Here is a 20576-nt window from a genome sequence, read left to right as displayed (position 1 = left end):
CAACTACTCGTCCCGCGGCGTCAGATCGCGCTTGCCGTGATAGCCGCGCTTGGCGCGGCGCGGCGGGCCATAGCCGTTGGCCTCTTCCTCGTTGCGGGCGCGGGCCTCCTCGCTGCCGGTGCGCTGCACCAGCACGCGGCGGCCCTTGCGGTCGGCGATCAGCGCGCTTTTCCCGGCCGGCTTGAACGGCTTCTTGCCACGCGGCGCTTCGGCCTCTTCGTCGTCAGACTTTTCGTCCGATTTTTCACCCGGCATCGGCCGGTTGAAATCGGCACCCGCAAGCGTTGCGATCTTTTCGCCGAGCTGCTCGCGCAGGACCCGCGTCTTGACCTCCTCGACCTGCCCCTCGGCGAGTTCGCCGAGCTGGAACGGTCCGTAGGAGACGCGGATCAGCCGGTTCACCTCGAGGCCGAGATGGGCCATGACGTTGCGGACCTCGCGGTTCTTGCCTTCGCGGATCGCAAACACCAGCCAGACATTGGCGCCCTGGTCGCGCTCCAGCGTCGCGTCGATCGAGCCGTATTTGACGCCGTCGACCTCGACGCCCTTCTTCAGTTCGTCGAGCTGTGCCTGCGTGACCTCGCCATGGGCGCGGACACGATAGCGCCGCAGCCAGCCGGTGTCGGGCAGTTCGAGCGCACGCGCCAGCCCGCCATCGTTGGTCAGCAGCAGCAAGCCTTCGGTATTGAAATCGAGCCGACCGATCGAGATCAGCCGTGGCAGGCCTTCCGGTAGATTGTCGAACACGGTCGGCCGCCCCTCGGGGTCGGCATGCGTGGTCATCAGGCCGCGCGGCTTGTGAAACATGAACAGCCGCGTGCGTTCGCGCGGCGGCAACGGCTTGCCGTCGACGGCGATGGTGTCGTTGGCGGTGACGTCGAGCGCCGGTGAATTGATGACGCGGCCGTTGACGGTGACGCGGCCCTGCGTGATCCATTCCTCGGCATCGCGGCGCGAGGCGAGGCCGGCACGGGCGACCACCTTGGCGATGCGCTCGCCGGATTTCTTGACGCGTGGCGGCTGCGGCGCGCGCTTGTCGAATTCAGGCTGGCGCTCACGGTAAGCGCCACGGCCGCCGAACGCCGGACGTTTTGCAAAAATCTTGCTGTCGTCCTCGTTCTCGCGACGCGGCCGATCGTCACCGGCTTCACTGCGCGGATGCTCCTGCCAGTCGGTGCGGCCTTCGGGGCGCTGACGGGGACGGTCGAATTTCGGGCGATCTTCACGCGAACGCGAGAAGCGCGGACGTTCCTCGCCGCCGCGGTCGTCGCGCGGCCGGTCAAAGCGCGACTTGTTGAAATTGCGCGCACCGTCACGGGCGGGACGGGAATCGCGCTCGCCGCGATCCTCGCGCTTCTGCCACGGCTTTGAATCGCCGCGGTCCCGACCACGATCGGGACGGTCACCAAAATCCTTTCGCGGCCCCCGGTCGGGTGCACCACGCGAGAACTTCTTGTCACCGCCAAATTTTCTCTCAGGCCGATCACCGCGGGGGCGATCGCCATCGCGCGACGGCCGGGCGCTGAAGGGCCGATCGCCACGCGGACGGTCGCCATCTTTACGAAAACCTTCGCCGCGCGGCGTGTAGGGCCGCTTCTCGCCGCCGCCCTCTCGCGGGGTATAGGGCTTCTTGTCGCCGAATTTCCTGTCGGAAAAGCGTCCTGCCGGGCGTGCATCGTCGCGATCCCCAGGGTCGCCCTTGCGATCCCGGCGCGGCGGTCGGTCGTCGCGATTGAAATTCGGACGGTCACCGCGCGGCGTGTACGGGCGCTTGTCGCCACCGCCACGATCTTCACGCGGCTTGAACGAACGCTTTTCACCGTCGTCACCGCGTGGCGGACGGCCAGCAAATGGCCGATCGCCGCGCGGACGCGGCGCGTCGCCAAAGTCCCGGCGCGGCGGGCGATCGTCGCCGTCGCGCTTGCCGGCGTAAGGTTTTCCGCCACCGGAATAGGGCTTCTTGCCAAACGACTTCGCGCCGTCGGACTTCCCGGCATAGGGGCGCCGCTCGCCGTCGCCTTCACCCTTTCCGGCAAAACCGCGCTTGGCGAACTTCTTCTCAGGCCCCCTCGCCGCCCCGGAGCGGCCCTTGCCACCGCCGGCGCCGCCCTTGCCACCGCCGGCGCGGCCCGTGCCGCCGCCGGGACGGTCACGCCGGCCGCGGGAATCGTTGTTTTTGTCGCTATCGCGGGGCATGAATGGTCTCTCGGGTACAGATGAAATGGCTATCAGACTTATGCGGATGGGCTGTCATAGCGATAACGCGCGCGCACTCTGCTCAAGGCGCATTCTCACGCAAAACCGGTATCCGCGTTTGCTGAAGGCGGCTCTCTTAGCAGGTTTCTTCCGATGATACGAGGCATGACTGTCCCTTCTTTCATGGATTTGGCGCTGAAAACGGCCGAAAACGCCGGAAAAGCCGGCGAAGTTCCGATCGGATGCGTAATCGTCAGGGGTTACGAGGTGATCGCCACGGCCGGCAACCGGACGCTGACCGACCGCGATCCGACTGCGCACGCCGAAATCCTGGCGATCCGGCAGGCGGCCGAGGCCATCGGGACCGAGCGGCTGGTCGATTGCGACCTCTACGTCACGCTGGAGCCCTGCACGATGTGCGCCGGCGCGATCTCCTTCGCCCGGATCCGGCGGCTCTACTACGGCGCCGCCGATCCCAAGGGCGGCGCGGTGGATTCCGGCGTGCGGTTCTTTGCCCAGCCGACCTGCCACCACGTGCCGGAGGTTTATTCGGCCGTCGGGGAAACCGAAGCGGCGACGCTGCTCAAGGAGTTTTTCAAGGTGAGGCGGTGACGCTCCCTCCACTGTCATTGCGAGCGAAGCGAAGCAATCCATCGCGCGGCATAACGGATAGATGGATTGCTTCGTCGCTTCGCTCCTCGCAATGACGGAAAACTACGCCAGGAAAAACTCCCTCAACAATTTCGCCGTCACTTCCGGATTCTCCTCGGTGAGAAAATGCCCGGAATCCACCGGCGCACCGCTTACATTCGTCGCCCACTTCTTCCACGTATCCAGCGTCGTCGCCGCAGCCTTCGCGACCCCGGCATCGCCCCACAGCGCCAGCATCGGAAGCGTGATCCTGTTGCCAGCATCGAAATCCGCCTTGTCGATCTCGTAGTCGGCATAGGCGCCGGCGCGGTAATCCTCGCACATCGCGTGCACGCGGGCGGGATCGCGGAATGGCGCCAGATAATGTTCCAGCGCGCGCGGATCGATCGCGTCGAGCGTATTCGTCTTCGTCTGGCTCGCCATCTTCTGCTTGAGAAAAAACTCGCCATGGTCGGAGATCAGCGTCTCCGGCAACGGGTACGGCTGCGCCAGAAACGCCCAATGGTAGATCTTCAGCGCCGAGAGCCGGTTCAGCTTCTCCCAGTAATCATAAGTCGGCGCGATATCGAGCACAGCGAGTTTCGATAGCCGGCCGGGATGATCGAGCGCCAGCCGATACGACACGCGCCCGCCACGGTCGTGACCGGCGAGCGCGAAATGCACATGGCCGAGCTGCTCCATCGCCTCCACCATGACCTTCGCCATCGCACGCTTGGTATAGGGCGTGTGGTTCTCGTCGCTGCGAGGCATATCCGACCAGCCATAGCCCGGCAGGTCTGCGATGATCAGCGTGAACTGGTCTGCAAGCTGCGGCGCGACCAGGTGCCACATCACATGCGTCGACGAGAATCCATGCAGCAGCAACAGCGGCGGCCCCTTGCCGCCGACGCGGGCAAAGATGCGGCCCGACGAGGTGTTGATCCATTCGGAGGCGTATCCGGGAAACAGATCGGCAAGATCGGGCATGGACGCTCCTTGCTGCTTCAAACTTTGTTTGCCGTTGCCGCTGGAGAAACGCAGGTTTATGCCATTCCTCAAGCCTGACCAACAGGAACAAGAACCGAGGAAACCAGCGATGTCGATCGATTTCGAAATCCCGGCCGAAGCCAAGGCGATCCGCGAAAAAGTCCGCCAATGGGTGCACGACGAGTGCATCCCCGCGGAGAAGGAACTCGACACCAAGCCGCTCGCCGAGGTGCTCGGCCCGCTGCGGGCAAAGGCCCGTGCGCGCGGCCTGTGGTGCCCGTGGGTGCCGAAGGAATATGGCGGCATGGGCCTCGGTCCGCTGGCCAACGCACTGGTGCAGATGGAGCTCGGCGAGAGCATGCTGGGCGCGCTGTCGATGAACACGCAAGGGCCCGACGACGCATCGATGATGACGATCCTTGCCCATGGCACGGAATATCAGAAGGAGAAGTTCCTCAAACCGCTGCTCAACGGCGACAAGCGCATCTGCTTCTCGATGACGGAAAAGGCCGCCGGCGCCGACGCGACCGGCATGCAGACCACGGCGGTGAAGGACGGCAACGAGAACTACATCCTGAACGGCGAGAAGTGGTTTTCCTCCTCGGCCAGTGTCGCCGACATGGCGCTGGTCATGGCCAAGACCGATCCGAACGCACCGCGTCACAAGCAGTATTCCACCTTCCTCGTCGAGCTGCCGAACCCCGGCTACAAGATCAAGCGCAACGTCGCCAACATGGCGATCGAGGGACCGCATGACGACGTGCTGCACGGCGGCCACTCCGAAATCGAGATCAGGGATCTGAAGGTGCCGGCCGACAATCTGGTCGGCGGCGAAGGCAACGGCTTTGCCATGGGCCAGCACCGCCTCGCCTATGGCCGCCTGCGTCACGGCATGCACAACGTCGCCAAGGCGCAACGCGCGCTCGACATGGCGGCAGCCCATGTCACCAAGCGCTCGACCTTCGGCCAATTGCTCGCCGACCGGCAGGCGGTGCAGTTCATGCTCGCCGATTGCGCCAGCGAACTCTATATCGGTCGCCTGATGCTGCTGCACATTGCCTACAAGGCGGAAAAGGGCCTCGATATCCGGCAGGAGAACTCGATCGCAAAGATCTTCCATGCGCACATGGTGCACAAGGTGATCGACACCGCGATCCAGCTCCACGGTGCGCTTGGCTTCAGCCAGGATACGCCGCTCGCCAAATGGTACACCCAGGTGCGCGCGCAGCGGCTGGTCGACGGTCCCGATGAAGTACACAAGTGGCGGATCGGCAAGAACGTCATCAAGGCGTTCCGCGAGCACGGCACCACCGCGAGCGCCGCAGGCGGGGATCTGCTTTGACGACTACGTAGGATGGGCAAAGGCGCGAAGCGCCGTGCCCACCATTGCGGACTGAGATCGCCGCGGTGGGCACGCTTCGCTTTGCCCACCTACGCGATTGCGATCGGTGTCGTTGCGAGTGAAGCGGCTTGTCCGCCGTTGCTCAACGAGCGAAGGCGGAAGCAATCCATAGCTCCAGATAACGGATAGATGGATTGCTTCGTCGCGAAGCCTGTCATCACTGCGCGAGCGCAATTGCGCTCGTCGCGGGCGCGCATTCGCGCGACCCGATCGCTCCTCGCAATGACGGCGGAAAGCGTATTCATAGCTCCTCCGCCGATGCGGCAGGATAAGTCACGCCCGCTGACCTTTCCGATTCCGCCGGTGGCAGTGTCGCAAGTACTGTGGCAAGCTCTGCGCGCGACTTCCTCATCCCAATTGTACAGGCTCCTAATCGGGGAGGACGACCATGGTAGCTTATGTCGTGCTGGCAAATTTCACGGAGCAAGGAATCCGCAACGCCAAGGAGTCACCGAAGCGCGCGGAAGCCTTCAAGGCAATGGCGAAGACGTTCGGCGTGACGGTGAAGGAAATCCTCTGGACACAGGGGCGATATGACATTGTGACCATCGTCGATGCGCCAGATGAGTCCTCCTTCATGTCGCTCACGCTGAGCCTCGGTGCGCTCGGCAATGTTCGCACCGAATCGCTGCGGGCCTTTTCTGCAGCTGAGATGACAAAGGCCGTCGGCAGCATGCTCTGATAACCGCATTTCGCTCGGCTGGCAGTCTGCAGCGAAGCCGACGATCCAACTCGCTGTCGCGGGGTGCTGATCTCGTTTTCTGACTTGCGTCAGTGCTGCGCCTTCTCCGCCTCCACCGCCTGCCAGGCAATGTCGCGGCGGCAGAAACCATCAGACCATTTGATGCGGTCGACAGCTTGATAGGCACGCTGCTGCGCCTCCAGCACGGTCTTGCCCATCGCACACACGTTCAGCACGCGCCCGCCATTGGCGAGGACCGCGCCATCCTTTGCCACCGTGCCGGCATGGAATATCTCGACCCCCTCGATTCCGGCGGCCTCATCGAGGCCATCGATTCGCGTGCCCTTTTTGTAGTCGCCGGGATAGCCCTTCGCCGCCATCACCACGGTCAGCGCCGGCTCCGGATACCAACGCAGGTCGAAATGCTTCAGTTCGCCATCGCAGGACGCCAGAAACGCCGGAACGATGTCGGACATCATCCGCAGCATCAGCACCTGGCATTCGGGATCGCCGAAGCGGACATTGTATTCGAACAGCTTCGGCCCCTGCTCCGTGAGCATCACGCCGGCGTAGAGCACGCCGCGAAACGGCGTGCCGCGCTGCTTCATGCCGGCGACGGTCGGCAGGATGATCCGCGCCATGATCTGGTCGTGAATTTCAGCCGTCACGAACGGTGTCGGCGAATAGGCGCCCATGCCGCCGGTGTTCGGTCCCTCGTCGTGATCGAACACGCGCTTGTGGTCCTGGGCCGAGGCCAGCGGGATCGCGGTTTCGCCGTCGCACAGCGCGAAGAAGCTGATCTCGCGGCCGGAGAGGAATTCCTCGATTACGACTTCCGTGCCGGCCGAACCGAACGCGCCGTCGAACATCATGGCGATGGCCGCCTCGGCTTCATCAAGCGTTTTGGCGACGACAACGCCCTTGCCGGCGGCCAGGCCATCAGCCTTGACCACGATCGGCGCGCCCTGCGCGCGCACATAAGCCAGCGCATCGTCAGCCGTCGTGAAGCGGCCATACGCACCGGTCGGAATGTTGAATTCGGTGCAGAGCGCCTTGGTGAACCCCTTGGATCCCTCGAGCTGCGCGGCCTGCCTGCCCGGTCCGAACGCCTTGATGCCGGCCGCCGCGAGATCGTCGACGATGCCGGCCGCCAACGGCGTCTCCGGCCCCACCACGACCAGATCGACGGCGTTGCTTTTGCAGAACTCGATCACCGCGGCATGATTAGCGACATCAAGCGCGACACATTCGGCTTCCCGCGCGATGCCGGCATTGCCCGGCGCGCACCACAGCTTGGTGAGCAGCGGGGAAGCGGCGATCTTCCATGCGAGAGCGTGTTCGCGGCCGCCGGAACCGAGCAGGAGGATGTTCATGACATGAGCCAGATGCGGGGATGAGATGCGGCTTCGGTCGCACAAAACGCCCCCTGGCCGCAAGGGGACCGGGCGGCAGAATAGCCGTTGTGCAGAGGTGTTTCGGCGCTATCTGCCGCCCGAGGCTGCGATGATTTCCTGCAGCATGGCGACATGGCGGGCGAAGGCGCCCCGCCCCGCCGCCGTGGCCGTCACCGTGGTCTGCGGCTTCTTGCCGACAAAGGCCTTTTCGACCGCGACGTAGCCCGCCTTCGACAGCGTCTCGATATGGGCCCCGAGATTGCCGTCGGTGGCACCGGTAAGCTTCTTCAGCCTGGCAAATTCGAGCCCCACGCCCGACGGCAGCGCGTTCAGCGCCGCCATGATTCGCAGCCGCAGCGGTTGATGAATGATGTCGTCGAGCCCGTCCATATCAGCTCCGGCGCATCCACAGGCCGCCAAGGATGAGCCCGCCGCCGTTGACAAAGGCCATCCAGAGATCGAACCAGTCGCCGGCCCAGAAATAGCCCGCCAGCGCCAGCGCGCTGATGGAGAGACCGATCGCAACAAAGGCGTGGCCGAACCAGAGTCCCGCGATGATGTAGAGCAGCATGAAATAAATCGGCCAGAACGTGCCCATCTGGCGCGGCGTGAAGTGGCCGAGCACGCTCGTGCAGAGGAAACCAAAGGCGAAGAACAGCACGAACGCGATCAGCATCCTGAAATCGAAGGTACGAATGCCTGTCTTGCGATATCCGAAGGCGCTGATCGCAAACGAGCCCGCGACCCCCGCTGCGTTCAGCGCGGCCCAGAAATAGCCGGCCTGGCGCGGCGCCAGAAACGAGCTGAGATAGCCGGCAAATACCAGCGCGCCCCACATGATCAGCATCAGGCTGGCGAGATTGTAGATCCGCGATTGCCGGACGCGGCGCGTCATCTCGTTGATTTCGGCGAGCGCCGCGGAGGCCTCGCGGCTGTCGATCATGTTGCCCATTCCCGCCCCGTCGCCGCTATGACCCCGCCATGGCGCGCGTGGCAACATCTTCGGCAACGATGGATACCGCCTTCGGCGCGGCGACGATACCCATGTGGTTGATGCCGTCGAGCACCTTGACGTCGACAGCGACCTTCGCGCCACGCACGGCCTCGGCGTATTTGTCCGAAAACATCAATTCGTCGTCGGCGCCGGAGATGATCGTGAGCGGTTTTGTCGCAGCGGCGAGATCGTGGCGGAAATCGCCCCGCACAGCAAAGTTGCGCATCAACCGGTCGGTATAGGTCGACACCAGTGTCTTCTCGGAGTTCGGCGGCACCGCGAGCGCCAGCACCGGAAGCGCCTCACAGCAGGTGATCCCGAGCTCGCGTAGCACCACCAAGCCGAGGATGCGCGGGATGTCGGCGCGGGCCCAGCCGCCGGAACTCGGCCGGGTGGAGGGAGCGTCGTAGCCGAGATAGGGCGCGAGCAGCACGAAGCGCTCGAACAGGTTCTGGATTGGCGAGCCCGCCACGCGCAGCCCAAAGCCGCCGCCGGACGAATGGCCGACCAGCGTCAGGGGCGCTGATGGCACGGTCTTGCGCAACTCCGCGACGAAATCGGCGAGATCGTGCTCGAGCTGGCCGACATAGCCGATGTCGCCGCGCGTGCCCGACGTGCCATGGCCGCGCATGTCGACGGCAAAGGTTTCCACCCCATGCGCAGCCAGCCCCTGGGACAGCGCATGGATAGTGCCGCCGCTGGAGCCGGAGGAGCCATGAATCACGATCGCCACGCGGCCGGTCGGCGTGCCACCCGCCGCGTAATGGCGGAAGCCGAGCCATGTGCCGTCGCGGGCCTGGAACCGGTCAATCGCAGGCAGGCTGGAAAGATCGACGGTGGCTCGCGCCCGCGAGATCGATTGCAGTTCCGGCACCGGCTGCAGCGGCGTTGCCAGCAACGCCAGCACCACCAGCGCCAGCACGCCGACGCCGCACAGGGCCCATTTCAGGAAGCTCAGAGTGCCGCGGATCAGGAATTTGAACATCGAGCTTGCCTCGCCGGAATGAAATACAGAGAACTCTGTATCACAGAGTATATGAGTTTCACAAGAGCCGGATTGGCGGGGATGGTCAAAAATCCCTACGTTGCGGCAACGCCTCCAACGTCCGAATCAGTTGCCGATGCCTGCTGCCGAAAACCTGATCAACGCGCCCGAATTCACCGTCTCGGAGTTGTCCTCCGCCCTGAAGCGGACGGTGGAGGACGCCTATGGCCATGTCCGCGTCCGCGGCGAAATTTCCGGCTTCCGCGGGCCGCACTCCTCGGGCCATTGCTATTTCGCGCTGAAGGACGAGAGCGCCAAGATCGAGGCGGTGATCTGGAAGTTCGCCCACGCCCGAATGCGGTTCAAGCCGCAGGAAGGGCTCGAGGTCATCGCCACCGGCAAGCTCACGACCTATCCGGGCTCCTCTAAATACCAGATCGTCATCGAGGCGTTGGAACCCGCCGGCATCGGCGCGCTGATGGCGCTGATGGAGGAGCGCAAACGGAAGCTCGCCGCCGAGGGCCTGTTCGACGAGGCGCGCAAGCAATTGCTGCCCTGGCTGCCCGAAGTGATCGGCGTCGTCACCTCGCCGACCGGCGCCGTGATCCGGGACATCCTGCACCGGCTGCAGGACCGCTTCCCCCGCCGCGTGCTGGTGTGGCCGGTCAAGGTCCAGGGCGAAGGTTCCGCCGAGCAAGTGGCGGCCGCCATCCGCGGCTTCAACGCGCTACCCGAGGCGGGAAAGATTCCGCGGCCGGATCTGCTGATCGTCGCGCGCGGCGGCGGCTCGCTGGAGGATTTGTGGTCGTTCAACGAGGAGATCGTGGTTCGCGCCGCCGCAGAGAGCATGATCCCGCTGATCTCGGCCGTCGGCCATGAGACCGATATCACGCTGATCGATTTCGCCGCCGACAAGCGCGCCCCGACGCCGACGGCCGCCGCCGAAATGGCGGTCCCCGTGCGCAGCGAATTGTTCGTCGAGGTCGAGAGCCTGGCGCGGCGCACGATGGTGTGCTGGCAACGCGGGCAGGAGAGCCGTCGCAATGAATTGCGCGCCGCGGCCCGCGCCCTGCCGGGCTTAAGCGAACTGCTCGCGATCCCCAGGCAAAGGCTGGATCACCTCGGCGCCGCCCTGCCCCGCGGCTTGAAGGCCAATACGCACGCCCATCACCGCCGCTTCTCGCATCTCAGCGCCGGCCTGACGCTGAAGGTTCTGCGCGGGCAGGTCGCGCAGGCCAATCACCGCCTCACGGTGTCGGGCGAACGCATCAGGCTGTCCGCCCGCGCCCTGCTGCGCAACCGGCGGGACCGCTTTGCCGGGCTGGAGGTCAGGCTGAAGGCCTCGAAACTCTCCAACGCCCAGGCGCAGCGCAATGCCATCGCGCGTGATCGCGAGCGCGCGCAACGGCTGGCCGAGCGCGCCCGCCGCGCGCTCGAGACCGCCATGCAGCGTTTCGACGCACGCGTTGCCCATAGCGGCCAATTGTTGTCGGCGCTGTCGTATCGCGGCGTGCTCGCGCGCGGCTTTGCCCTGGTGCGCGACGAGCATGGCCACGCCGTGCATGCCGCCGCCGCGATCGGACCGAGCGCACATCTCACCATCGAATTCGCCGACGGCCGCGTCGGCGCCACCGCGGATGCCGATCGGCCTCAGACCGCGGCGCCGGCCGCGAGTACGCCGAAAGCGGCGCCGCCCGACGCGAAGCCGGCAGCGCCGAAGCGCGTGGCCAAGCCGGTTGATCAGGGAAGCCTGTTCTAACGCGCCAGCCACTCCGCGACGCGCTTTTGCGAGTCCCTGCGCGCGTCCCCATCGGTGCCGATATGACCGCGTTCGGGCAATGCGGCGTCGGAGCCTGCGATCGCCCGCAGCGGCAGGTTGGCGCGATCGAAATCGTGGGGCGCACCGGGATAGACCACGATCCGCGCCAGTGCACTGCGGCCGCGGGCCCCTTCCACCACCTGGCGGCAGGCTGCCGGCGAACTGACGTCGTCCTGCGCGCCGATCAGCAGCAGCGTCGGCACGCGCGCGCTCCAGCCGAGGCCGGAGGAGATCCGGCAATCCGGATAGAATGCGATCGCCGAACGAAAATCCGGCTCGATACCGCGCGCTGACGATTGCGGGCGCACCGCCCACAGGACCGCACTGGCGCCGTGCGCCCATCCCATCAGGCTGATCCGGTCACGCGCGGCCCAGGATTGCTGCAACAGCCATTGCCGCGATGCATTGACATCGGCCACTCGCTCGCGGCGGGCGAGCACACGGCGCTCCTTGACACGGCATTGCGGGCCGAGCTCCCGCGAACCAAAACTGTCCGGCAGCAGCACCGCATGGCCGGTCTTCAACAGCTGTTCCGTCCAGTCGCGATAGCGCGGCAGCACGGGCTCTGATTGTCCACCCAATCCGCCGCAGCCGTGCAGCGCGATCACGGTGGGAAACGGGCCGTCACCGTCAGGCTTGTAGAGCTGGGCATGCAGGGTCAGACCGCTCGCCGGGATATCGACCTGGCGCGGGGCCGGCAATGGCGCGGCACCGGCCGTGCAGGCCGCAGCAAGGAGCGTCAGGGATAGCGTTGCTGACAACAGGCGCATCGGTCTCTGTCGGATCGGTGTGACGCTGCGGGCACGGTGAAATTCACGCTATCATGCAGGTGGGCACAAAATCATCACAAGTAGGTCAGTTTCCGTGGCGGACAGTACGACCTATTTATGATAGACTGAATTTGGAAAATATACTTAAGGCCAGCCCGCACGGACCGGCCGATCGGAGAGTTTGACGGTGCTCAATAAATTCGGCCCCTCGGGCCATGGCGAAGCGCAGGTGCAATATCTGGATGGCGATTTCCGCGTGATCTCGCCCGGAACGTATGTACGTTGCGCCATCACCGACGTGCGGATCCCGCTCGACGAATTGAAATACTGGAGCGTCGACCTGCAGGAGGCCTATTCGGTCCCGACCGCCGTGCTGCAGCGGCACTTTCCCGGCGCGCTGAAGACGCAGGGCTAATCGCGGGTTCGTAGGGTAGGCAAAGGCGCATCGCGCCGTGCCCACCATCTATCGTCGAGCATTGTCTTGAATGGTGGGCACGCTTCGCTTTGCCCATCCTACAGGCATCGCTCATCCGGGCTGCGGTTGTTTCCTCTCGCGCGCCTTGAACAACCGGTCGGTCACGAACTTCCGCAACAGCGCCGGATCGTCGAACTCCAGCGTCACCCTGAACGGCACTATTTGCTGCGACCAATCCCGCAGCCGCGCCAGATCCTTTTCCGTCGTCACCAGCGTCAACCCATCGCGTCCGGCCTCGGCGATCAGGCTTTCGATCTCGGCTCGCGAATACGGATGATGATCGGCGAAGGCGCGCTGCCCGGCCACGTCGATGCCGCTGGCGCGCAGCGTGTCGAAGAATCGCGTGGGATCGCCGATGCCGGCAAACGCCAGTACGCGCTTGCCCCGAAGCTGCGCGACCTGCGCCTCATCCGGCTTCAGATGCGCTGACAACACCGGCTTGCCTTGCGCCGCGATCTCGGCCGCCACCGGCTCGGCAGCAGTGCCGTTGCCGACAACAATGAGCACGTCGGTGCGCGCCAGTTGCGGCCGCAGCGGCGCGCGCAGGGGGCCGGCGGGAAACACCTGCCCGTTGCCTATCCCGCGCGCGCTGTCGATCACGATCAGGGAGGCGTCCTTGACGACCGCCGGGCTCTGGAAGCCATCATCCATCAGGATCACGGTCGCGCCTCGCGCGCGCGCCAGCGGCACGCCGTCCGCGCGCTTGCGCGACACCACGACCGGCAGTTGGCCCGCCAGCATCAAGGGCTCGTCGCCAACATCGGAAGCCGTGTGCCTGACAGGATCGACCCTGACCGGCCCAGCCAGCTTCCCGCCATAGCCGCGGCTGAGGACCACCGGCGTCTCGCCGAGCTCACGCAGCAGTTTCGCCAGCGCCAGCACGGTCGGCGTCTTGCCGGCGCCGCCGACGTGATAATTACCGACGCAGAGCACCGGAATGCCTGCATTCAGTCCCCTGCGCCGCAGGCGCTGTGCGGCGATGGCGCCATAGAGGGCGGCGAGCGGTTTCAGGAGATGCGCGTTGAGCGAGGCCGGGCCGTGCCAGAAGCCCGGCTCACGCATTGGCGGCTCCCATCTCGATCCGCAATTGCAGCAAATACGGCTCGAGCGCGGAGAGCGTGCGCTCCAGCGCGCCGCCGAGCTGCCCGACCACGCGCTCGGACGCGGCAAGCACGGCTTCGCGCGCCTTGGGATCGGCGAGCATCTGCCCGAACTGCTTGACCAGCGCTTCCTGCGTATCGGCCCGCCGCGCGCCGCCTGCGGAATCGAGGGCTTCATAGACGTCGGTGAAATTGAAGACGTGGGGGCCGTGGATGACCGACGCACCGAGCTTGATCGCCTCGATCGGATTCTGCCCGCCATGCTCGACCAGCGATCCGCCCATGAACACGATCGGCGCCAGCCGGTAGAACAACCCCAATTCACCCATGGTGTCCGCGACATAGATGTCGGTCGTGGCGGTGGGTAAGTCCTCATGCGAGCGCAGGGTCGGATTGAGGCCGGAAGCTGCGATCATGCGCGCGATGGCCTCGCCGCGATCGGGATGCCGCGGCACGATCACGGTCAACAGCTTTGGAAAATAGCCGGCCAGCGTCCGGTGTGTTTCCGTCAGGATCTCTTCCTCGCCCGGATGCGTGGAGGCCGCGACCACCACCGGCCGGCCGCGCGTCATCGCCATCAGCATGTCCAGCTTGTTGGCGTCGGCCGGCGGAGCGGGAACGTCGAGCTTGAGATTTCCCGTGACAATGACATTGCGGCTGCCCAGCGTCGCAAAGCGATCCGCATCGGTCTGCGACTGCGCCAGGCAGACATCGAACTTGCCGAGCAGCGCCGAGATGGTCCCTGCGACCCGTCGCCAGCGCGGAAACGAGCGCTGCGACATCCGTCCGTTGATCAGCACCATCGGCAGCCGCCGCGCGGCGCTGGACAGGATCAGGTTCGGCCACAGGTCGGATTCGATGAACAGCGCCAGCGAGGGCCGCCAGTGATCGAGAAACCGCGCGACGTAGCGCGGCGAGTCGTAGGGCACATATTGATGGATGACGTCGGCGGGGAACCGCTTGGCGACGATCGCAGCCGAGGTCACCGTGCCCGAGGTCAGGAGGATGCGCAGGTTCAAGGCCCGCAGCCGCTCGATCAGCGCCGCCGCCGCCAGCACCTCGCCGACGCTGGCGCCGTGAATCCACACCAGCGGCCCGGTGGGCCTGATGTCGGCGCTCAGACCGCGGCGCTCGCCGACCCGCGCCGGGTCCTCCTTGCCGAGCTTCAACCGCCGGCTGATCAACGCTGGCGACAGCGGCACCATCGCGGACGACAGTTTCCGGTAGACGCGCAACGTCATCGGCAGTGGATTAGCCAAGAGCGGCCTCCGGACGCCCGACGGCCGCATAGGCGCGACGGGTCGCTTCGTTCAGATAAGCTTCTACCTGAAGACGCAGCTTTTCCATAGTCTCGGCGTCGGCGTCCGGCGGCACGTATACGTGCTCAATGCCGACCACGGCACCGCGCCCGAATGGCAAATTGATGGTGGTGGAGTCCCAGTTCTTCAACCGGATGAACCTGGAGGTCACCATCGCAAAGGGCATGATCGGCCGCCCGGATTCCCGCGCCAGCATGATAATGCCGAGCCCCACCACCCGCGCCCGCTTCGGCACGTCGGCGGTGGTAGCGACGTTCCACTTGTCCTCCAGCGCCTGCAGCATCTCCCGGAACGCGCCGACGCCGCCCTTGCGGTGAAAGGCGCCGCCATGATCGCCGGAACCTCTGATGGTTCCGATGCCGAGCCGCTCCGCGGCGATGGCGTTGAATTCGCCGTCGCGATGCCGCGAGATCAGCACCTTGGCACGGTGGCTCTCCTTGGTCTTGATGAACGGCGTCATGAAATGCTGGCCGTGCCAGAACGCGAAGATCGCCGGCATCTCCGGCTCGACGATGTCATAGACGTTGGCCGGCTCATAGCTGAAGCGGTTGGTCAGCCAGACCAGCCGCAGATATTCGGCCGCGAGCACACCCAGCGCGCGCTGAACCCAGCTGCTGCGCAGCAAATCGCGAAGGAATCGTTTCAACTGGAGGACTTCGTGTCTTGACCTGGATCGAGCAGCCGGTGGAGGTGAACCACGAAGTAGCGCATGTGGGCATTGTCCACGGTCTGCTGCGCCTTCGCCTTCCAGGCCGCGAGAGCAGACGCGTAATTGGGATACACGCCGACGATCTCGACCTGGTCGAGATCCTTGAAGGTCGTGTGTTCGAGATCGGTCAGCTCGCCGCCGATGACGAGATGAAGCAATTGCTGCGGGGCACTATCTGGCATGATGGTCTTTCCTAGTGAGATGCCCGGCAAGCAGAAGCGACAGCTGATATCGCGGTGTGGACGGGATGATTTGTGGCACGGATTTAGACCGATTCAGGGCAGCGGACGATTTCGGAAATGCTCGACAATGCGCGCATGTCGATCGTGTCCCGCCGCCACCAGCACCCCGTGCACCACCTCCCGGCGATTAAACTCAATCGCATCCCCCGAGAGCGCGGTCATTCTACCATTCGCTTCCTGCACGATCAAATTCGCCGCGGCAAGATCCCAGTCGCGGCTCTGACCGCCTGCAAAAGCGGCATCGAGGCTGCCGTCGGCGACCCGGCACAGCCGTAGCGCCAACGATCCGATCCGCGGATGCAGCGTGATCTCATCCGGTGACGCACTCAGCCGTTGCACCAGCGGCTTTGGACCGGCCATGCGGGAGAAATCGAGCCCGGTACCGGCGGCCGCAGACACCGGCCCTTCGTTGCGCGTGGTGCCCTGACCACGGACCGCGAAGAAGAATTCATCGCTGGCGGGAGCGAACACCGCTGCCAGCACCGGCGCCGAACCGGCAACCAGCGCCACGCTGACGCACCAGTCTTCGCGGCCGGCAAGATAGGCGCGGGTGCCGTCGATCGGGTCGACAATCCAGACCAGTTCCTTGCCGAGACGGCTGTCATCATCGACGCTCTCTTCCGACAACCAGCCATATTTCGGCGTCGCCGCGCGCAGCCGGCGTTCGACGAGGTCGTTGACGGCGATGTCGGCCTCGGAGACCGGCGACGAGGCGCCCTTGGTCCAGTTCTTCAGCTCGGTGCGAAACAGCGACAAGGCCAGCGCGCCGGCCTCGCGCACGGTGTCCCTCAGCAGCGCGGCATCGCGCGCCCAGATCCTGTCGGCCGTGTCAGCGTCCGCCAAGCGTCAGGCCCTCGATGCGCAGCGTCGGCGCGTTGACGCCGTAGCGGAATTCCAGATCGTTGGCGGGAACGAGCGATTTGAACATCGGCAGCAGATGGCCCGCGATCGTCACCTCGCTGACCGGGTAAGTAATCTCGCCGTTCTCGATCCAGAAGCCGGAGGCGCCGCGGCTGTAATCGCCGGTCACCCCGTTGACGCCGGAGCCGATCAGGTCGGTGACGTAAAAGCCCTGCTTGATATCGGAGATCAGCTCCTTCGGCGTCATCTCGCCGGGCTCGAGATGCAGATTATACGATCCCGGCGACGGCGAGGACGAGACGCCGCGATGGGCGTGTCCGGTCGTGACCAGCCCGAGTTCGCGCGCGGTCGCGCAATCCAAGAGCCACGTGGTCAACACCCCCTCGTCGATCAGCGCGGTCTTCTTCACTCTTACGCCCTCGGCGTCGAAGGTCTGCGAGCGCAGGCCGCGCACCCGCAAGGGATCGTCGATTATGCGGATGTTTTTCGCGAACAGCTGCTCGCCCATCCGGTCTTTCAAAAAGCTCGTCTTGCGCGCGATCGAGGCGCCGTTGATGGCGCCGACGAGATGGCCGACCAGCGATCCCGATACCCGGGGATCGTACACCACCGGCACCTTGCAGGTTTCGACCTTGCGCGGATTGGACCGCGCCACGGTGCGCTCGCCCGCCTTGCGGCCGACGCTGTCAGGCGACGCGAGATCGGAGGCGTGCGGGGCCGAGGTGAAATCGTAATCGCGCTCCATGCTGGTGCCGTCGCCCGAGATCGCCGTCATCGAGATGCCGTGGCTGGAGCGCAGGTAGGAGCCGTGGAAACCCGTCGAGGTCACCAGCACCATGCCGCCGATGCCGCTCGAGGCCGACGCGCCGCCTGATTTGGTCACGCCCTTGACCGCAAGGCCCGCGGCTTCCGCTTCGCAGGCGCGGCGCTCCAGTTCGCTGGTGGTCGGGATATTGCGGTCGAGCAGGTCGAGATCGGCGAACTCGCGCGCCAAAAGCGCGGGATCGGCGAGACCGACATATTTGTCGTCAGGCGCGACGCGGGCCATCGCGACCGCCCGCTCGGCGAGCTTGGCGATGCCATCGCCGGAAATATCGTTGGTCGAGACCACGGCCTGGCGTTGCCCGACCAATACGCGCAATCCGACATCGTCGCCTTCGGAGCGCTCGGATTCCTCGACCCGGCCATCACGCACTTCGACGCCTTGCGAGACGCCGCGCACCGCAACCGCGTCGGCGGCGTCCGCGCCCGCGCGCTTGGCGGCCTCAACCAGTCGCTGCGCCAGCGTCGAGAGCGCCGATTGATCGAACAGGCCGGAGGTTGCGCCGGAGGCCGTCTCGGCCTTCGAAAGCGGCGAAGCGCTGGATGGTGAAGAGTTCACAAACAAAATCCCTGACAATTGAAGGGGCTTGGGCGCAAATCGGCAGACCCACCAGATGTGCCTGATTCACAGGGATTTCAAGCATTTTGCGCCACCTAATGCCAAACATTTTCGGCTTTGGCGCAAGGTCTCGTCAATCATGCGTGCCAAGGTCTTGTCAATCATGCGGGGAGATCCAGGGCAGGTGACCTCTCCTTAACCAGGCTTTTTAAGGCGAAACGGAAACGCTTCCGCTAAGGTCTCACGTATCGACCGGGAACATAATCCCGGCGGGGAGATGAGAGCCGTGAGGCGTCAAACAGCAACAAGCGGGATCAATCCCGCCGGGTCGAGCCGCGTCATGCGGCTCGACCCTCTTTCTCTGCCGCTCAGCTTCCATGCGCACGATACCCGCGCAGACGGCGGCGTGCGGAGAGTAGAACTTCATCGCGAACGTGTCGTGCTGCACCGTGCCGTCAAGGGCATGCGGATGGCGATCAACGTCCGCGTCAGCGACTTTCTCGGCGTCGCGCTGCGCGGTCTCGACGATGCGCAGATGCTGGTGCTGGTGCATCGCGATCCCTCGCTGAATATTCCGCTGTGCGTGAGCTCCGACCACGAGGAAATCGCCTCCGCCTGGCAGATGTGGAGCGACATCTTCGCGCTGCCGCTGTTGGCGGAAGATGACCACCACGAACCGGCCGCCCGCCGCCGCCGCCACAACGCAATCCGCGCCCGCCGCCCGAAATTTCTGGTGCGCCGCCGGGGCGGTAACCTGAACAATACCGAGACCATTCATCGGGACGAGCGCGAGATCATCGCGCGGGATTGAAGCCACACCCGTCATTGCTCTCGTAGGATGGGTGGAGCGAAGCGATACCCATCAATGCCGGTGCGGATGGCGATGGGTATCGCTTCGCTCCACCCATCCTACGCAGATACGACTTCGCATTCTCGCGACGCCTTTCGCCCGAGGTTTGCATCTTCGTTTGGCCCTCCAGGATTTAGAGGGCGCAGGGAAGACCGGGTGCTTGCTGCACCCGCGGTCTCGCGTGCGATTTGCGCAAACAAAAGTGCACACGAGCATACAGGGCAGCGGGAGCATTCCGGCCTTCCCTGCGCAATGGCTTTACGGCTTACTTCGTGCTCTTCCCGGAGAACGGCTATTTTGCCTCCGTCGCTCCACGAGATAACCCGTGAAACTTAGCGCCAGCACCGCGACGCCCGAACCACACGACTTCGCCGTACGCTTCCGGCGCGTACGTCTATCGCGCCCTCAGCGTCCACCGCATCTCACCGCACGTTCGTGACGATCGCGAGCGCCCCTCATCTGCCGTGAGACGGGAGAAGTTGTGCTACTGATTTGGGTGAGAGCGAAAGCAGAATATTTTTAAATCCCGGACTTGACACGATTTCGGAAAATCAGAAGTGATTTGCCCGTCGTGTTGATTTGTCGCGGTTACGCCTCGCGATTGCGCTTGCGCGCAAACCAAATCAGTTCGCAGCAAGTAGCCCGCATGAGCGCAACGATATGCGGGAGTCGGGGAAATGACGAAGGCCCCGGATGTCGCTACGCTCATCCGGGCTACGTGCTCATCTCCGCTTCACAGCTAAAGCGACCGCGCCACCGCGAAATGACGCGATGTGCCATGAACAGATATGGCCTCAACCATCACGTTAGCGCCGAGCGCTGACGGCCGCTGCAAAGCCTCCTAATAAACCAGGCCAGTGCCGGGCGGTTTCTCTAGCGCGGCGGCCAACGACCGATACTCTTCGCAGCCCGTCCCGCAAATTACCGCTATCCGACTCAAATGAAATTGCGCTTGATCGCGGTTGCCCTGCTCGATCTGCCACAGACCGTAATATTGCCAGGTCAGCACATGGTTCGGATCTGCTTTCAGGGCGCGTTCGTACCAGACTTGCGAAAGCTTGTAGTCGCCGAGCTTGCGATAGGAATAGCCGATCAGATTGGCCACATTCGGGTGATCGTAGTGGCCGAGCGCCTTCAACTGCTCAATCGCAGAGGCATAGTCCGTGCGGTCGTAAACCGTCGAATAGGCTGCGCGGTACCCACGAGCGAAGGCGGGATCGTCGAAAAGGGACTGCTTGGCTTTCTTGGCCTTGGGAGCGTGAGTGGCCTTGGTGCCCGACCGCTTCGGGTATGACGGAGGCGGATAAGCGGAGCGTTGGTTCATCCCGCTATAGTTTGCCTCACTGCCACCTGGATCGCCCCCGGCCGCAACAACCGGAGTGACCGAGAACGCAGCGATCAGCGCAATCGAACACGTTGCCAGCGTCACACTCCTGATCATCAAGTTGGTCATAGGAACCTCCTGCATGCTACGCCTTCGAGCTCGCAATCCAACCGAACGTGTTAACTCCGGCCTGGTTCAAACATTCCTGAAAATGTATTCAGAAAACCGAGATGGTGTGACAGCAATATTGTCTTATGAGCAGGTCAATGTCTGCAACGGGGTCATTCGCGACCGGGGTCGAACCGGCAGCAAGTCCGGCCATGTCCGCTATGCCGCTGCCGGCTCAACCGGTCGACGCAACACAGGCGTTAAATCTCTCTGCTGGTGTTTCAAATTGCAAGGTCTCACGTGGTCGTTCGTTTAGCTGACGAGCCACTTTGTTCAGATGGGCTTGCG

20 protein-coding genes are annotated in these 20576 nt (G+C 64.4%); 6 read left to right on the top strand and 14 right to left on the bottom strand.

Annotated elements, in window-relative coordinates:
- Positions 1-3: 3 nt before the first annotated feature.
- Entirely contained in the window at positions 4-2196 is a 2193-nt protein-coding gene (locus JQ624_RS21645) for a pseudouridine synthase (protein WP_212420929.1), read from the bottom strand.
- A gap of 165 nt (positions 2197-2361) precedes the next feature.
- Between JQ624_RS21645 and JQ624_RS21640 the strand changes: the two genes are divergently transcribed.
- Positions 2362-2808 (top strand): nucleoside deaminase, encoded by a 447-nt coding sequence (locus JQ624_RS21640; protein WP_247517706.1) that lies wholly within the window; start codon positions 2362-2364, stop codon positions 2806-2808.
- A gap of 102 nt (positions 2809-2910) precedes the next feature.
- Here JQ624_RS21640 and JQ624_RS21635 read toward each other — a convergent pair whose 3' ends face one another.
- The gene (locus JQ624_RS21635) at positions 2911-3813 is read right to left on the bottom strand and encodes an alpha/beta fold hydrolase (protein ID WP_212420927.1); all 903 of its coding nucleotides are present in this window, start codon (positions 3811-3813) and stop codon (positions 2911-2913) included.
- Between the two features lie 109 nt (positions 3814-3922).
- On the opposite strand from JQ624_RS21635, the gene JQ624_RS21630 reads away from it, so the two are divergent.
- Both JQ624_RS21630 and JQ624_RS21625 read left to right on the top strand, forming a co-directional pair.
- Entirely contained in the window at positions 3923-5155 is a 1233-nt protein-coding gene (locus JQ624_RS21630) for an acyl-CoA dehydrogenase family protein (RefSeq protein ID WP_212420926.1), read from the top strand.
- Between the two features lie 448 nt (positions 5156-5603).
- Entirely contained in the window at positions 5604-5897 is a 294-nt protein-coding gene (locus JQ624_RS21625) for a GYD domain-containing protein (RefSeq protein WP_212420925.1), read from the top strand.
- 89 nt (positions 5898-5986) lie between these two features.
- Here the strand turns inward: JQ624_RS21625 and purD are convergent, their stop codons facing one another.
- The 4 genes from purD to JQ624_RS21605 form a co-directional block, all read right to left on the bottom strand.
- Positions 5987-7270, bottom strand: coding sequence for a phosphoribosylamine--glycine ligase (purD, locus tag JQ624_RS21620; RefSeq protein WP_212420924.1), 1284 nt, complete (start codon positions 7268-7270; stop codon positions 5987-5989).
- Positions 7271-7378: 108 nt separating this feature from the next.
- A complete protein-coding gene (locus JQ624_RS21615) occupies positions 7379-7681 on the bottom strand; it encodes a transcriptional regulator (protein WP_212420923.1) in 303 nt (100 codons plus the stop codon).
- A gap of 1 nt (position 7682) precedes the next feature.
- Positions 7683-8234: a hypothetical protein gene (locus JQ624_RS21610; RefSeq protein WP_212420922.1), complete on the bottom strand. Its 552-nt coding sequence runs from the start codon at positions 8232-8234 to the stop codon at positions 7683-7685.
- Between the two features lie 25 nt (positions 8235-8259).
- A complete protein-coding gene (locus tag JQ624_RS21605; protein ID WP_212420921.1) occupies positions 8260-9270 on the bottom strand; it encodes an alpha/beta hydrolase in 1011 nt (336 codons plus the stop codon).
- A 136-nt stretch (positions 9271-9406) separates the two neighbouring features.
- Here JQ624_RS21605 and xseA point away from each other — a divergent pair, with 136 nt between their 5' ends.
- Positions 9407-11029: an exodeoxyribonuclease VII large subunit gene (gene xseA / locus JQ624_RS21600; RefSeq protein ID WP_212420920.1), complete on the top strand. Its 1623-nt coding sequence runs from the start codon at positions 9407-9409 to the stop codon at positions 11027-11029.
- Here xseA and JQ624_RS21595 read toward each other — a convergent pair.
- Positions 11026-11859: a dienelactone hydrolase family protein gene (locus JQ624_RS21595; RefSeq protein ID WP_212420919.1), complete on the bottom strand. Its 834-nt coding sequence runs from the start codon at positions 11857-11859 to the stop codon at positions 11026-11028. The genes xseA and JQ624_RS21595 overlap by 4 nt on opposite strands.
- A gap of 187 nt (positions 11860-12046) precedes the next feature.
- Between JQ624_RS21595 and JQ624_RS21590 the strand changes: the two genes are divergently transcribed.
- The gene (locus JQ624_RS21590) at positions 12047-12274 is read left to right on the top strand and encodes a DUF2093 domain-containing protein (protein WP_108520004.1); all 228 of its coding nucleotides are present in this window, start codon (positions 12047-12049) and stop codon (positions 12272-12274) included.
- 111 nt (positions 12275-12385) lie between these two features.
- Here the strand turns inward: JQ624_RS21590 and lpxK are convergent, their stop codons facing one another.
- From lpxK to JQ624_RS21560, 6 genes are all read right to left on the bottom strand, one after another.
- Positions 12386-13396, bottom strand: coding sequence for a tetraacyldisaccharide 4'-kinase (gene lpxK, locus JQ624_RS21585; RefSeq protein ID WP_212420918.1), 1011 nt, complete (start codon positions 13394-13396; stop codon positions 12386-12388).
- The gene (locus JQ624_RS21580; protein WP_212420917.1) at positions 13389-14723 is read right to left on the bottom strand and encodes a 3-deoxy-D-manno-octulosonic acid transferase; all 1335 of its coding nucleotides are present in this window, start codon (positions 14721-14723) and stop codon (positions 13389-13391) included. The genes lpxK and JQ624_RS21580 overlap by 8 nt, the downstream gene beginning before the upstream one ends.
- Positions 14686-15399, bottom strand: coding sequence for a lysophospholipid acyltransferase family protein (locus tag JQ624_RS21575; protein ID WP_212420916.1), 714 nt, complete (start codon positions 15397-15399; stop codon positions 14686-14688). The genes JQ624_RS21580 and JQ624_RS21575 overlap by 38 nt, the downstream gene beginning before the upstream one ends.
- Entirely contained in the window at positions 15396-15644 is a 249-nt protein-coding gene (locus JQ624_RS21570) for a DUF4170 domain-containing protein (RefSeq protein ID WP_212420915.1), read from the bottom strand. The genes JQ624_RS21575 and JQ624_RS21570 overlap by 4 nt, the downstream gene beginning before the upstream one ends.
- A 93-nt stretch (positions 15645-15737) precedes the next feature.
- Entirely contained in the window at positions 15738-16547 is an 810-nt protein-coding gene (locus tag JQ624_RS21565; protein WP_212420914.1) for a 3'(2'),5'-bisphosphate nucleotidase CysQ, read from the bottom strand.
- Positions 16534-17946 carry a TldD/PmbA family protein gene (locus tag JQ624_RS21560; RefSeq protein WP_212420913.1) on the bottom strand — a complete coding sequence of 471 codons (1413 nt, stop codon included), beginning with the start codon at positions 17944-17946 and terminating at the stop codon, positions 16534-16536. Before JQ624_RS21560 ends, JQ624_RS21565 begins: the two co-directional genes overlap by 14 nt.
- Positions 17947-18232: 286 nt before the next feature.
- On the opposite strand from JQ624_RS21560, the gene JQ624_RS21555 reads away from it, so the two are divergent.
- Positions 18233-18757: a DUF6101 family protein gene (locus tag JQ624_RS21555; protein ID WP_212420912.1), complete on the top strand. Its 525-nt coding sequence runs from the start codon at positions 18233-18235 to the stop codon at positions 18755-18757.
- An 880-nt stretch (positions 18758-19637) separates the two neighbouring features.
- Here the strand turns inward: JQ624_RS21555 and JQ624_RS21550 are convergent.
- Positions 19638-20249 (bottom strand): lipopolysaccharide assembly protein LapB, encoded by a 612-nt coding sequence (locus JQ624_RS21550; protein WP_212420911.1) that lies wholly within the window; start codon positions 20247-20249, stop codon positions 19638-19640.
- Positions 20250-20576: the final 327 nt, after the last annotated feature.

Source organism: Bradyrhizobium sp. AUGA SZCCT0283, from assembly GCF_018130385.1.
Classification (GTDB): Bacteria; Pseudomonadota; Alphaproteobacteria; order Rhizobiales; family Xanthobacteraceae; genus Bradyrhizobium.
This window is presented reverse-complemented; position numbering and strand designations above follow the sequence as displayed.